General features: G+C 50.9%; 16 protein-coding genes and 1 other annotated feature. Of the genes, 15 read left to right on the top strand and 1 reads right to left on the bottom strand.

All coding sequences use genetic code 11. From position 1 onward, the window contains the following. The first annotated feature begins 13 nt into the window (after positions 1–13). The 15 genes from KNO92_RS06465 (at position 14) to KNO92_RS06535 (ending at position 12,002) form a co-directional block, all read left to right on the top strand. Entirely contained in the window at positions 14–598 is a 585-nt protein-coding gene (locus KNO92_RS06465) for a Maf family protein (RefSeq protein ID WP_214760554.1), read from the top strand. A gap of 23 nt (positions 599–621) precedes the next feature. After that, entirely contained in the window at positions 622–1,251 is a 630-nt protein-coding gene (gene radC, locus KNO92_RS06470) for a RadC family protein (protein WP_214760556.1), read from the top strand. A 567-nt stretch (positions 1,252–1,818) separates the two neighbouring features. Continuing rightward, on the top strand, positions 1,819–2,259 hold the full coding sequence (locus tag KNO92_RS06475) for a hypothetical protein (protein WP_214695331.1): 441 nt from the start codon (positions 1,819–1,821) through the stop codon (positions 2,257–2,259). A 197-nt stretch (positions 2,260–2,456) separates the two neighbouring features. Further along, positions 2,457–3,494, top strand: coding sequence for a rod shape-determining protein (locus KNO92_RS06480; protein WP_214695333.1), 1,038 nt, complete (start codon positions 2,457–2,459; stop codon positions 3,492–3,494). A gap of 13 nt (positions 3,495–3,507) precedes the next feature. After that, entirely contained in the window at positions 3,508–4,398 is an 891-nt protein-coding gene (mreC, locus tag KNO92_RS06485) for a rod shape-determining protein MreC (protein ID WP_074035245.1), read from the top strand. 1 nt (position 4,399) lies between these two features. Continuing rightward, positions 4,400–4,894 carry a rod shape-determining protein MreD gene (gene mreD, locus KNO92_RS06490; RefSeq protein ID WP_083600174.1) on the top strand — a complete coding sequence of 165 codons (495 nt, stop codon included), beginning with the start codon at positions 4,400–4,402 and terminating at the stop codon, positions 4,892–4,894. A gap of 5 nt (positions 4,895–4,899) precedes the next feature. Beyond that, positions 4,900–5,568 (top strand): septum site-determining protein MinC, encoded by a 669-nt coding sequence (locus tag KNO92_RS06495; RefSeq protein WP_243834777.1) that lies wholly within the window; start codon positions 4,900–4,902, stop codon positions 5,566–5,568. 5 nt (positions 5,569–5,573) lie between these two features. Continuing rightward, positions 5,574–6,431, top strand: a complete 858-nt coding sequence (gene minD / locus KNO92_RS06500) for a septum site-determining protein MinD (protein ID WP_214695335.1) — start codon at positions 5,574–5,576, stop codon at positions 6,429–6,431. Positions 6,432–6,474: 43 nt separating this feature from the next. After that, entirely contained in the window at positions 6,475–7,800 is a 1,326-nt protein-coding gene (locus KNO92_RS06505; protein ID WP_214760558.1) for a ribonuclease E/G, read from the top strand. Between the two features lie 55 nt (positions 7,801–7,855). Then, positions 7,856–7,928 (top strand) — a sequence feature (ribosomal protein L21 leader region). A 15-nt stretch (positions 7,929–7,943) separates the two neighbouring features. Next, positions 7,944–8,252, top strand: a complete 309-nt coding sequence (rplU, locus tag KNO92_RS06510) for a 50S ribosomal protein L21 (RefSeq protein ID WP_015881153.1) — start codon at positions 7,944–7,946, stop codon at positions 8,250–8,252. A gap of 3 nt (positions 8,253–8,255) precedes the next feature. After that, positions 8,256–8,591, top strand: coding sequence for a ribosomal-processing cysteine protease Prp (locus KNO92_RS06515; RefSeq protein WP_074035231.1), 336 nt, complete (start codon positions 8,256–8,258; stop codon positions 8,589–8,591). A gap of 12 nt (positions 8,592–8,603) precedes the next feature. Next, entirely contained in the window at positions 8,604–8,885 is a 282-nt protein-coding gene (rpmA, locus tag KNO92_RS06520; RefSeq protein WP_015881155.1) for a 50S ribosomal protein L27, read from the top strand. 66 nt (positions 8,886–8,951) lie between these two features. Beyond that, positions 8,952–9,392, top strand: coding sequence for a Spo0B domain-containing protein (locus KNO92_RS06525; protein ID WP_214760561.1), 441 nt, complete (start codon positions 8,952–8,954; stop codon positions 9,390–9,392). Further along, positions 9,393–10,682 (top strand): GTPase ObgE, encoded by a 1,290-nt coding sequence (obgE, locus tag KNO92_RS06530; RefSeq protein WP_214695341.1) that lies wholly within the window; start codon positions 9,393–9,395, stop codon positions 10,680–10,682. It abuts the gene before it with no gap. A 51-nt stretch (positions 10,683–10,733) separates the two neighbouring features. Beyond that, positions 10,734–12,002, top strand: coding sequence for a hemolysin family protein (locus KNO92_RS06535; RefSeq protein ID WP_353047394.1), 1,269 nt, complete (start codon positions 10,734–10,736; stop codon positions 12,000–12,002). Positions 12,003–12,045: 43 nt separating this feature from the next. Here the strand turns inward: KNO92_RS06535 and KNO92_RS06540 are convergent, their stop codons facing one another. Beyond that, a complete protein-coding gene (locus KNO92_RS06540) occupies positions 12,046–12,819 on the bottom strand; it encodes an NUDIX domain-containing protein (protein ID WP_214760563.1) in 774 nt (257 codons plus the stop codon). Positions 12,820–12,825 lie beyond the last annotated feature (6 nt).

A 12,825-nucleotide genomic window follows, 5' to 3' on the forward strand; every position in this document is an offset into this window, starting at 1 on the left:
AGGAGTCGATACAATGAATTCAACACAGAAGCGTGTCATTCTCGCCTCGATGTCACCACGACGTACCGAGCTACTGCGTAAAGCGGGAATCGAGCATGAGGTCATTCCGTCGAACGTGACGGAAGGGACGGACGGCAAAGAGTCTCCGAGCGATTACGTCGCCCGTCTCGCGCGTGAGAAAGCGATGGATGTGGCACGGGATCATCGAGATGCAATCGTGATCGGTGCGGATACGGTCGTCGTCTTAGACGGCGTCATCTTGGAGAAGCCAGCGGACCGAGAGGATGCGAAACGGATGCTCGAATGCTTGTCCGGCTCGACCCATGAAGTACTGACGGGCGTGAGCATCATCGGTGCGACCCACGACTTGTTCGTCACGACGACGCATGTGACATTCGATGTGATTCCGGAGAGTTGGATGGAAGATTACCTTGATTCCACAGAACCGTATGACAAGGCGGGAGCATACGGCATCCAAGGGTCGGGTGGTCTTTTCGTTGAGAAAATCGAAGGTGATTTTTATAACGTCGTCGGCTTGCCGATTCATCCGCTCGTCAAGACGCTCGACCGGCATGGGGTGACGCCTCGCTTCCTGTGAATGCCTTGAAAGTAGGTGAAGGAATGACCATGGTGATTGACCGTAGTGTAGAGACCGCCATCGCGAGATTGCTTCAAATCGGAGGACGGGGACCGGACCCGATGGAGACGGCACGCCGTATCTCGGACGTGTATCCGACGTTACGAGCGCTGTCACAGGCGTCCGTCCATGACTTGTGCAAAATCGAAGGGATGACGAAGAAGAAGGCGGAGCAACTTCTGGCCGCATTCACGATTGGGATTCGGTATGTCGAAGAACCGAAAGCGAATATGCCGACGATTCGGTCGCCGCAAGATGCATATGAGCTGTTGCGAGATGAATTGAGACTGTTGAATCAGGAGCATTTCGTTTGTTTGTACCTCAATACGAAAAATCAACTGATCGCTCGGAAGACGCTCTTCGTCGGTGGACTCAATTCATCGATTGTGCATCCGCGCGACGTGTTCCGTGAAGCGCTCAAGTTATCGGCGGCGTGCTTTATCGCCGTGCACAATCATCCAAGCGGGGACGCGACGCCGAGTCGGGAAGACATCGAAGTGTCCGAACGGTTGGTCGAAGCAGGGAACATCGTCGGCATCGCCTGTCTCGATCACGTCATCATTGGGGAAGACCATTACGTCAGCATGAAGCAGCGGGGATATATGAATGGGTGAGAAATGGGGAGCAGGCATCGTGATGTCTGCTTTTTTGTTTCGTTCTATTTTTTTATAATCGCTATCGAAAATGATGGCGTGTATAAAATGAAAACAGTTCAGGAAAGAGGTATAACTAACCTCTTAAAAAGAAATGTAAGGTAGAAAACATGGTCAAGACAATGGTTGAATAATCCTTATGAATCCTTTTGTTGATAAGGAGGAGCTGGCTTGTCAAAAAGACATATGATTAATCTTGTAGGATGGATATTTTTTATATTCCTGACTCTGAGTAAAGAGTTTTATCCTGAACGGTCTTCAATCATCACAACGGGGCTTGGGGGTCTAATTTGTTTGATTATTGGTCTATCAATGGTTCTTTATAGAGTTAATGATAAACATCAAGATCGTCAAATGAACGAATGAAAAGCGATGGCTATAAGTCCAGTTAAGCGAAGACAATCTTCACATCTCCTTGCAACAAACTATCTTGCATATAGTAAAGAAACTATGACTAAGATAAAGGAATATACAATTTCCTCCAATTGAATCGCGGACTTTGGTAAGATAGCAGATGAGGTGTTCAACATGGAAAAAATCATCTGGTTGTTCATGATCGGCGTCTCGCTCCTTGTGAGCTACGTCCATCTAGACACAACGACCTTCTCGCTCGTCCTATTCGTTCTATTTTTATTCGTGAGTACGGCGCTATTCCTTCGGTTCGACGAGGACCACTGGCTCGATCGTGTCTCTCCGCTCGTCGGCGTTGGAGTGGGCGTCCTATCGCTCATCGCCTACCTTGGTCTAATCGTGCTCGCATTCAATGAACTCGACCAACTCGGCATTTGGACGGTGCTCGTCCGCTTACTTCTTATGTATGTCGGCATCTACATATTCGTCATGACGACGACGAGCTTTTTAGCCGGAGCGACGCGCTTGAAGCCGTCCCGCTTCTTTCGACCGGTACTCATCTTCTCAGTCTTCTTTTACGGCGCGATGTTACTACTTCCGCTCCAACCTGGTTTGTAACCGTTCTCTCTTAGGCAGACGCCCACTCGCGTCTGCTTTTTTGATTTGCCTTTTTCCTCAAAAGAAGGCAAACTAGTAGACGGTGAGACAGGACTGAGATGCGGTTATTGTAAATAACCTGTAATCGAATGAACGTTTTCAAACATGATTTTTCCGTTATAATAAAAAATAGTGTAACGAAGAGAGGAGCAACACCTATGTTTCGTAGTTTTAACCGAGAAATCGGAATCGACCTTGGAACGGCTAACACGCTCGTTTACGTAAAGGGTCAAGGAATTGTTGTTCGTGAACCGTCCGTTGTGGCGTTCCGCACAGATACAGGTAGAATTGAGGCCGTTGGTAATCAGGCCAAAGATATGATTGGACGTACACCAGGGAACGTCTCTGCTCGTCGTCCGATGAAAGACGGCGTTATCGCTGACTTTGAAACGACAGCAACGATGATCAAATACTTCATGGAGCAAGCTCAAAAATCAAAAGGCGGTTTGTTCTCATCGAAGACGAACGTCATGATTTGTGTGCCAAGTGGCATCACGTCTGTTGAAAAACGCGCTGTTGAAGACGCGGCAAAACAAGCAGGCGCTCGTGAAGCTTATACAATCGAAGAACCGTTCGCGGCAGCAATCGGCGCAGGTCTCCCGGTTTGGGAACCGACTGGCTCGATGGTCGTGGATATCGGTGGCGGTACGACCGAAGTCGCAGTGATCTCACTCGGCGGCATCGTGACAAGCCAATCGATTCGTGTCGGTGGTGACGAAATGGATGACGCCATTATTCGTTACATCAAAAACAAGTACAACCTCATGATCGGGGAACGTACGGCCGAGACACTCAAGATGGAAGTCGGTTCGGCGCGCATCGACGCATCGAACGAGGCAGAAAAGATGGAAATCCGTGGTCGCGATCTCGTGACAGGACTTCCGAAACAAATCGAAGTATCGTCTACAGAAGTGTGCGAAGCACTCTCAGATACAGTCGAAGCGATCTTGGCAGGTGTCAAGCAGACACTTGAACAAACACCACCAGAACTCGCTGCTGACGTGATGGACCGTGGAATCGTCTTGACTGGCGGCGGCGCGCTCCTCAAAAACTTGGACGACGTCATCTCAGACGAGACGCACATCCCGACACTCGTTGCGGATGAGCCACTCGACTGTGTAGCAGTCGGTACAGGAAAATCTCTTGAAATGATGGACGTCCTCCGTTCGAAATCAGGCATCTCGTCACGTCGATGAGAGGTGAGACACGATGAGCCGATTCGTACGTAATAAAAAGCTCATCATCACGCTAATTGTACTGATCTTGTTTTTCGTCATTTTAGGGGTTTCGATTCGAGGACGATCGGAATCAGCCTGGTACCAAGACGTCACGCGTGATGTGGTCGGCACGTTCCAGCGAGTGTTCGCGGTACCAATCGGATGGATGGACTCGACCGTCTCATCCATCTCGGACGTCCGCGACATCTACGAAGAGAACCGTCAACTGAAAGAACATTTGGCGAAGTATGCCGAGGTATCGGTTGAGGCGGATGATTTGCGCCGTGAGAATGAGGAGCTTCGGAAAATGGTCGAAGCGAAAGACGAGTCGTTACGCGACTTCGACCTCATTCCGGCGGAGGTCATCGGTCGGACACCGAACGATTGGCAACGCTACGTCACTATCAACGTCGGTTCTGAAAGCGGCGTTGAGAAAGGCATGGCCGTGACCGCGGCGAGCGGGATGGTCGGTCGTGTCATTCAAACGAGTGCCTATACGTCACAAGTGCAACTGCTCAGCGACAACAACCGGACAAACAACGTCTCGGCTGTCGTCAAAGATGCGGACGGCAAAGCGACGTATGGGACGATTGACGGCTTCGATACGGAGACAAACGAGTTGTTCTTCACGAAAGTATCGAATAGCGTCAAGCTGAAAGAAGGAGAAATCGTATCGACCTCTGGACTCGGGGGACGTTACCCGGCCGGACTCGTCATCGGTACGATCGAGTCGATCGAGACGGACGAATATGGCGTCTCACAAGTCGCCCGGATCAAACCGGAGGCCGACTTCAATGAGTTCTCACAAATGTACGTGATTGATCGGACACTAGACGAACCGTTTCTAACGGGTCCCGAGGAAGGAGGAGCAGCGGGTGAGTAACATGAAAGTGTTCATCGCCCTGTTCCTCCTTTTTCTTATTGAAGGAACATGGGCATCAATTTTCTCGTGGCACTATGCCACGCCATATCTTTTATTGACGCTAATCGGGCTGATGTTCGTCAGTCTGTACGGTCGATGGGAGACGGCGCTCGGGTTCGGTCTTGTATTCGGGTTGCTATATGACATCGTCTACACCGACTTGCTCGGAATTTATGTATTTACTTTTTCACTCATTCCTCTCTTAGCCAGCTTCGTGTTAAAATATATAGGTGAGAACTTCTTCTCCGTCACCATCACCTTCACGTTCATGATTGTTGTATTCACAGTTGCGATATACGGGATCATGGCAGCGATTGGTGGGACGTTGATGACGATTCAAACACTATTGATTGAACAGATTCCAGGGACCGTACTCGTCAATGCCATCGCCATCGTGATTCTTTATTATCCGATGATGCGGTATGTGACGATCCGACCTGTTGTGAAAAGAGGGTAGCCATGATGGAGCGTAAACGACACATTACGATTAAAGGACATCGCAACGGAATTGCCATCCACTTCAATCCGAAGAGTGGCATCGACGAGGTGCTTACGGACTTTGAAGCGACATTACAAGAAATGGAGCCGCCGTCCGGTAAGATTGCCCTGAAGTTGCACGCGGGTACTCGTTATCTTGACGAGGAGCTGACACGTCAAATTCGTGAGGTCGTCGCTCGTCATGGCGTTTTTTATATTGAAGACTTGTCGAGCGATGTCATGTTGACGGAAGAAGCGAAAGCGACGTATGGCAGAAAGACGTTCCATTATCATAGCGGGACGATTCGCAGTGGACAGGTCCTCGCGTTTGATGGCTCGGTGCTTGTGATCGGGGACATCAACCCTGGTTCTGAGGTCCGGGCGACAGGAAGTATTTATTGTTTGGGCACGATACGAGGAAATGTGCGTGCGGGTGTCGAAGGATGGGAAGAAGCGGTCATTACCGCGAGCCTTCTCCATCCGAAGTTTTTGGCAATCGGCGAACACGTTCTCACGTCCGACGACGAGGAAGAACTTCCTGAGATTGAGATGGGTTGTGCGTATCAGACGAATGACGGGATTGAGATGACACGTCTCCGCCACGTCATGACCGGTCTGAAAGACGCATATGCAATGGAATTACAGAGAGGGTGAGTGGAATGGAGCAAGTAGTGGAGCCTGTACATACAGAAAAAGAAGTGAAAAACGGCAGAGCCATCGTCGTGACATCAGGAAAAGGGGGCGTCGGGAAAACGACGACGACCGCCAACATCGGGACGGGGCTCGCCTTGTCTGGACACTCGGTCTGTCTCGTCGATACGGATATCGGGTTGCGTAACCTCGATATCATTCTCGGACTCGACAACCGGAGCATTTATAACCTCGTCGACGTCATCACGGGACAATGTAAGTTGAATCAGGCGCTCGTTCGCGACAAACGGTTCGAAGAGATGTACTTACTTCCGGCCGCACAGTCGAAAGACAAGACGTCGGTCAATCCTGAGCAAGTGAAAGAGATTGTCGACCAATTGAAAACGGAATATGATTTCGTCTTGATCGACTGTCCTGCAGGAATCGAGCAAGGGTTCATGAACGCGATCGCCGGAGCGGATGAGGCGATTGTCGTCACGACGCCTGAGAAGGCCGCCGTTCAAGACGCGGACCGCATCATCGGGATGCTCGAGCAAGCGAGTCACATCGAAGCACCGAAGCTCGTCGTCAACCGGGTGAAAAATCACCTCGTCGAATCGGGCGATATGCTCGATATCGATGACATCATGCGCATCTTGTCGATCGACCTCCTTGGCGTCGTCATCGACGATGAGGAAGTCATTGCCGCTGCGAACCGCGGGGTGCCGGTCACGATGAACCCGGACAACAATGCCGGACAAGCGTACCGCAACATCACGCGTCGCATCCTCGGCGAATCGGTCCCGCTCATGTCGATTCAGACAGAGACGGCGCCGGTCGGCTTCTGGGCACGACTCATGATGAAATTTGGAATGAAAAAAGCGTAAAGGCAACGAAAGTTGCCTTTTTCTGTCGAAAGGAGAGGTGCACATGAAGTTAATCTACGAACGAACACCTTCCATTGAACGGGCAATGCTCGTGGACGGGGAACGGTTACTCGAGGTCGAAGAACGCTTCGTCGACCAATTATCGGTCGGTACGATTGTCGAGGCTGCGATTGAACGGATCCACCCGTCACTCGGCGCGGCTTTTTTGACGGACGGGGAGACGACGTTCTTTTTACCGATTGCGGAGACGCTTCGCGCACTTGCCTCATATCCGGACGTGCCTGCCATCGGACAAGCGGCTGTCGTCGGGGAAAAACGACTCGTACAAGTGACGAAAGAAGGCATCAACGGCAAGCATCATAAAGTGACCGAAAACATTCGGTTCGGTGGACGCTATCTCGTCTACTTCCCGTACGGTCGTCGTAAACTGTTCAGTCGGAAGCTCGACCTCGTCACGCAGGACCGTCTCTCGAAGTCGATTGCCCTTTCAGAAAAGGAAGGGGTCCTGTTTCGAACGGAGGCCGGACAAGTGACACCAGACGCCTTACAGGAAGAACTCGATCTGCTCCGCGGCCGTGCGAAAGCTGTGATCGAACAACGGTACGGGCAAGACGAATTACTCTGTGAACACTTCGTGCGGCGTCATGCGGTCGAATCGGTCCTCTTGAACGACAAAGAAGGACAGACGCGCGTTGAACGCTTGGACGTTCCCGTGAAACGTCACATCGGGAAAGGACGAATCCCAGAGGCGAAGCGTCTCGACGAGGCGATTGAAAAGCTCGAGAGTCGTGCCGTCTGGTTAGATGGCGGGGCGTTCGTCTTGATCGAACAAGTCGAGACGATGACCGTCATCGACGTCAACAGTGGAAAGAACGTCGCCGTCAAAGACAAGGGGCGCGCGGCCGACACAATCAATGAAGCGGCGCTCTATACGATCATGGAGCAGTTGCGCTTACGTAATATCGGCGGCATGATCGTCATCGACTTTCTGCGAGGTTCGAAAGATGGTCAGACCCGTCTCCTGAAAAAGTTGAAAGAGCTCGGGGCACGTGACCCACGACGGGTAGAAGTGTACGGCTTCACACGGATGGGATTATTCGAATTGTCACGAGAACGGACCGGCCGCTCGATCCAAGACCGGATGACATATGGAGGCAAGCCATCGAAACTGGCCGTCTTCTCGCAGTTTGAACGAGCGCTCCTTGATCTGAGCGGACAATACGAAGCGGTTGTACTCTCACTACCTAAGAAGTGGCATGACGCTTCCTGGCATGAATTTGACATTGACGTACACCTCGTCGAAGGGGAGCCGGAGTTCGCCTTTTACGGGACGTCCGCAGAATGTCAGAATTTCTTATCTCGCCGTTGACAATGAATAATTGAGAGTGGTATTATCTATAACGTTAGTTCGTTTGGAAGCACCCAAATGGCTACAACCGCACAGAACGGGTTTTAAAGGTATTTGCCCTGCCCAGGATGGCGAGTCTGAGTTTAACAAGGAGGTGCACGTATATGTACGCAATCATCAAAACTGGTGGTAAGCAAATCAAAGTTGAAGCAGGTCAAGAGATCTACATCGAAAAACTCGATGCTGATGTCGAAGGTACTGTAGAATTCGGTGAGGTTCTTTTCGTTGGTGGTGACGATGTTAAAGTCGGCGCTCCACTCGTAGAAGGCGCTAAAGTTGTCGGTACTGTGGTAAAACACGGCCGCGCTAAGAAGATCACTGTCTTCAAAATGAAAGCTAAGAAAAACTACCGTCGTAAGCAAGGTCACCGTCAGCCTTACACGAAAGTTCGCATCGAGAAAATCGAAGCGTAAGCTATGATTCGGGTCAAGGTAAGACGAGACGAGGCGAACTCGATTCGCTCCGTCGAAGTGACTGGTCATGCCAACTTTGCAGAACCTGGTTCTGACTTGGTGTGCGCCGGTGTTTCAGCCATCATATTTGGTGCCTATAACGCCGTCGAAACGCTTGCGGGTCAATCGCTTCTTGTAGAAATGGCAGATCAAACAGAGGGTGGTTACTTTTATGTCGAGACGTATCCTGACTTATCACCGCAGGATATGGAACGCACCCAACTGTTATTAGAAGGGATGCTCGTGCAGTTAGACACGGTCGCCCAAAGCTACGGTGAATATATCCAAATTGAACAATAGGAGGTGGACCTCATGTTACAATTGAACCTTCAGTTCTTCGCTTCGAAAAAGGGAGTTGGTTCGACTAAAAACGGTCGTGACTCAATTTCGAAACGTCTCGGTGCAAAACGCGCTGACGGACAAACAGTTTCAGCTGGATCAATCCTTTACCGCCAACGCGGTACAAAGATTCACCCAGGTGAAAACGTTGGCCGTGGTGGCGACGACACTTTGTTTGCGAAAGTTGACGGCGTAGTACGCTATGAGCGTCTTGGTCGCGACAAGAAACAAGTGAGCGTTTACCCAGTCGCGTAAGTTGAACGACGCAGAAGACTCTAGCCACTTTTTTGGTTAGAGTCTTTTTTTCTAGGAGAGGATCAAATGGATTCAGAACAGACACTCGAGCTCTTATCGACCGTCCGTCACGAATGGATGAATCGGCTTCAATTGATCTCGCTCTATGCGGCACTCGATCCGACTAAGCTCGAGGAACTTTACGAACGCTATCGGAAACAGGCCGACGAGGAGAGTGCGCTCGTTCGTCTGAACGTGCCACAGACGAGCCTTGTCGTGATTCAAGCGAATTGGGAAGGACGGATGACGTATACGATTTCGACCGACCAACTCGCCATCGATGATGCGCGAGTGGCAGAGATGCTTGTCCGCTTGTTGAAAGACACGGACGGGCCGATTCATGTGACGTTCACGGACGGACTGATGGTTCGCGTCACGGGAGAAGTCCCGGAAGACGTGTTCACGTCAGCCGATGTGTACGAACAGAACGTAGAGATGACTACGTTTCACATAAAGGAGGGGAAATAAATGTTTGTCGATCAGGTTAATATTTTTGTAAAAGCTGGAGACGGCGGAAAAGGGATGGTTGCCTTCCGTCGCGAAAAGTATGTCCCAGATGGTGGACCTGCAGGTGGTGACGGTGGTCACGGTGGAGACGTCATCTTCGAAGTAGAAGAAGGATTGCGCACACTCGTTGATTTCCGTTATTCGAAGAAGTTTATCGCCCACGACGGCGAAAAAGGGATGTCAAAAGGGATGCACGGACGTAAAGCGAAGCCGCTCATCGTCAAAGTCCCACCTGGCACCATCGTATTCGACGCAGAGACGGATACAGTCATCGCCGACTTGACGGAGCACGGACAACAAGCGACGATCGCTAAAGGTGGACGTGGTGGACGTGGGAACTGTCGTTTTGCGACACCGGCCAACCCGGCTCCAGAAATCGCGGAGAACGGTGAACCAGGTCAAGAACGCGAATTGCGTCTTGAATTGAAACTCCTCGCAGACGTCGGACTTGTCGGTTTCCCGTCTGTCGGGAAATCAACACTTCTGTCGGTCGTTTCTTCGGCACGTCCGAAAATCGGCGCGTACCACTTCACGACGATCACACCGAACCTCGGTGTCGTCAAGACAGCGGACGACCGTAGCTTCGTCATGGCCGACCTTCCAGGTTTGATTGAAGGGGCTAGCCAAGGCGTCGGTCTCGGTCACCAATTCCTTCGTCATATCGAACGGACGAAAGTCATCGTTCACATGATCGATATGAGTGGAATGGAAGGACGCGACCCGTTCGAAGACTACACGACGATCAACCGTGAGCTCGAGTCGTATAACCTACGTCTCCTCGAACGCCCACAAGTCGTCGTGGCGAACAAAATGGATATGCCGGACGCAGAGGAACATCTCGAAGAGTTCAAGAAGAAAGTAGGAGACGATGTCAAAGTCTTCCCAATCTCTGCCCTCGCACAAGATGGTCTTCGTAACTTGTTGATCGAAGTGGCGAACTTTGTCGATACGACACCTGAATTCCCACTCGATGAGCTTGAAGAGAAGACAGCGACGCCTCGTGTCGTGTATCGTTATGAGAAGGAAGAGAAAGGCTATCAGATCCACATCGATGAATACGATCGCTTCGTGATCACGGGCCCTCGCATCGAGAAGCTCTTCAAGATGACAAACTTTGACCATGATGAGTCGATCAAACGATTCGCTCGTCAAATGCGTCAGATGGGCGTCGATGATGATCTTCGCAAGCTCGGTGCCGAAGACGGCAGCGTCGTTGCGATTCTCGACTTCGAATTCGAGTTCGTGGAGTAAGAAAAAATTATTTGTTAAGAAGAAACGGAGTGTGAAGCTAACGTGGACCCTGTGCCCTCGTCAAGTTTAATTCTATATGTAGTTCTCATCATGTTGTCAGCGTTTTTCTCATCAGCAGAAACGGCGCTTTCAAGTGTAAACCGTGTTCGGATGATTCGGATGGCAGAAGACGGCGATAAAGCCGCCAAACGCGTCCTTAGTCTCGTCGACCGCTTTGATGATACGCTCTCGACGATCCTCGTCGGGAACAACATCGTCAACATCGGTTCGGCAACGGTATCAACGGCGATCGCCACGTCGATTTTTAGTGGCGGTACGGGTCTTCTCGTGTCGACGTTCGCGACGACGGTCATCATTTTGATCTTTGGTGAGATTTTACCGAAGTCGCTCGCTAAAGAGTTTGCGGAGAAGTATTCGCTTCTTATCAGCGGAATTCTCGTCTTCCTCGTCAAGATCCTCAAACCGGTGACGATGATCTTCACTGGTTTGAAGAAGTTGACGCTTCGGATGATCGGGATGAAAGACAAGGAGCCGTCAGTCACGGAAGAAGAGTTGAAAGTGCTCGTCGATATGGGAGAAGAGGAAGGTGTGCTTGGTGAGACGGAAGCTGAGCTCGTCCATAGCGCCTTCGCTTTCAACGATATTACCGTCGATGACGTCTTGACGCCGCGAATCGATATTTTGGCAGTCGACATCGACGATTCGCTCGATGAAATCAAAGACACGATTTTCAGTGGTGGACATTCGCGTTTGCCGGTCTACAAAGACTCGATTGACAACGTCATCGGTGTCTTGTCAGAACGTGACTTCTTACGTTCGATGATGAAGGATGAAGTGACGGATGTCCGTTCGCTCATCCGACCGCTCACGTACGTGTCACCACAGACGAAATTGATTGAACTACTTCCGATTCTCCAACAGAAGCAATCTCACATGGCTGTCGTCCTCGATGAATTCGGGGGCACGGCGGGTCTCATCACGTTAGAAGACATGCTTGAAGAACTCGTCGGCGACATCTGGGATGAGCACGACGAATCCGTCGTCTATCTCCGACGTCTCCGTGAAGGGGTCTACGAGTGTATGGCTGACATGAACGTCGATGAATTCGCGGAAGAGATGGGGATTGCGGAACCAGACGTCGATTCCAACACGATGGGCGGTTGGTTCGTTGAATTACTCGGCGACATTCCGGAGAAAGGTGCACAAGTCACGTATCAAGACATGACATTCACCGTTCTCCACGTGGAAAAACGCCGTGTCCGGAAACTGTTAGTGGAGACTGGACAATCACAGCAAGAAGACCTACAAGAAGAAGCATAAAGAAAAGGGATGATTCGCGCGTAGCGGATCATCCCTTTTTGCGTTACACCGATTGGCGCTCGATGCGCTCAATCAATTCGTATGGACGTACTTTATAGATGGCGTATGGCATATACACAGGATCGATTGCATCGAGGAAGCGCATCTGGAAGTGCTCCCGTTTAATATAGTCACCGACGTTACGCGAGTCGACTTTGTAGAATCCGACTTCCTGTGTTTCCCCGGCTTGTGGTCTGAGGTCCCCGGATACATATTTTGCACGGAACGTGACGCAGAGGACGCGGGACGACACGTTTTGATAGATTCCCGTGATGCCTTCGACCTCAATTTTCACGCCGGTCTCTTCGTCCACTTCACGGTGGATGGCGTCGACAAATGACTCGTGTTCTTCCACCTGTCCGCCCGGCATCTCGAAGGAGTCGTTTCGATGCATATTTTTAACGAGTAGGACCTCACCTGCTTCGTTCGTAATATACGCTGTCACACAGACGATCGCACGTGGTGGCGTATAGTGACCGGTCGGCATCATGAACTCTTCGCTCGACTTGATATACAGGTCTTTTCCGAGGCGGGCCCGCTGTTTCATGGCGTCCCGTCGTAACGTACTGCCGCGGTAATCCCGTTCGACTTGTTCATAGTGTTCACGGTCTCGGTATTCCCATAGTGCCATGACCTCCGACTTGTCCTCGGTCACCCAGCGTCCGACGAGTCGGGCGCCATGGGACGCTTGAATCGGATAGATGTATGTATGGAAGAAGTCGGTGAATTCTTGCAGGCGTTCAGGTCGAATCGTATACGTTTTACGGCGATGGAACATGGTGAT

The organism is Exiguobacterium sp. s129 (assembly GCF_018617585.1).
Taxonomy (GTDB): domain Bacteria; phylum Bacillota; class Bacilli; order Exiguobacteriales; family Exiguobacteriaceae; genus Exiguobacterium; species Exiguobacterium aestuarii_A.

Bases quoted from the DNA above. Each gene is read 5' to 3' on its own strand.
- KNO92_RS06465 (WP_214760554.1), top strand. From the start codon at position 14: ATGAATTCAACACAGAAGCGTGTCATTCTCGCCTCGATGTCACCACGA.
- radC (WP_214760556.1), top strand. From the start codon at position 622: ATGACCATGGTGATTGACCGTAGTGTAGAGACCGCCATCGCGAGATTG.
- KNO92_RS06475 (WP_214695331.1), top strand. From the start codon at position 1,819: ATGGAAAAAATCATCTGGTTGTTCATGATCGGCGTCTCGCTCCTTGTG.
- KNO92_RS06480 (WP_214695333.1), top strand. From the start codon at position 2,457: ATGTTTCGTAGTTTTAACCGAGAAATCGGAATCGACCTTGGAACGGCT.
- mreC (WP_074035245.1), top strand. From the start codon at position 3,508: ATGAGCCGATTCGTACGTAATAAAAAGCTCATCATCACGCTAATTGTA.
- mreD (WP_083600174.1), top strand. From the start codon at position 4,400: ATGAAAGTGTTCATCGCCCTGTTCCTCCTTTTTCTTATTGAAGGAACA.
- KNO92_RS06495 (WP_243834777.1), top strand. From the start codon at position 4,900: ATGGAGCGTAAACGACACATTACGATTAAAGGACATCGCAACGGAATT.
- minD (WP_214695335.1), top strand. From the start codon at position 5,574: ATGGAGCAAGTAGTGGAGCCTGTACATACAGAAAAAGAAGTGAAAAAC.
- KNO92_RS06505 (WP_214760558.1), top strand. From the start codon at position 6,475: ATGAAGTTAATCTACGAACGAACACCTTCCATTGAACGGGCAATGCTC.
- rplU (WP_015881153.1), top strand. From the start codon at position 7,944: ATGTACGCAATCATCAAAACTGGTGGTAAGCAAATCAAAGTTGAAGCA.
- KNO92_RS06515 (WP_074035231.1), top strand. From the start codon at position 8,256: ATGATTCGGGTCAAGGTAAGACGAGACGAGGCGAACTCGATTCGCTCC.
- rpmA (WP_015881155.1), top strand. From the start codon at position 8,604: ATGTTACAATTGAACCTTCAGTTCTTCGCTTCGAAAAAGGGAGTTGGT.
- KNO92_RS06525 (WP_214760561.1), top strand. From the start codon at position 8,952: ATGGATTCAGAACAGACACTCGAGCTCTTATCGACCGTCCGTCACGAA.
- obgE (WP_214695341.1), top strand. From the start codon at position 9,393: ATGTTTGTCGATCAGGTTAATATTTTTGTAAAAGCTGGAGACGGCGGA.
- KNO92_RS06540 (WP_214760563.1), bottom strand. From the start codon at position 12,819: ATGTTCCATCGCCGTAAAACGTATACGATTCGACCTGAACGCCTGCAA.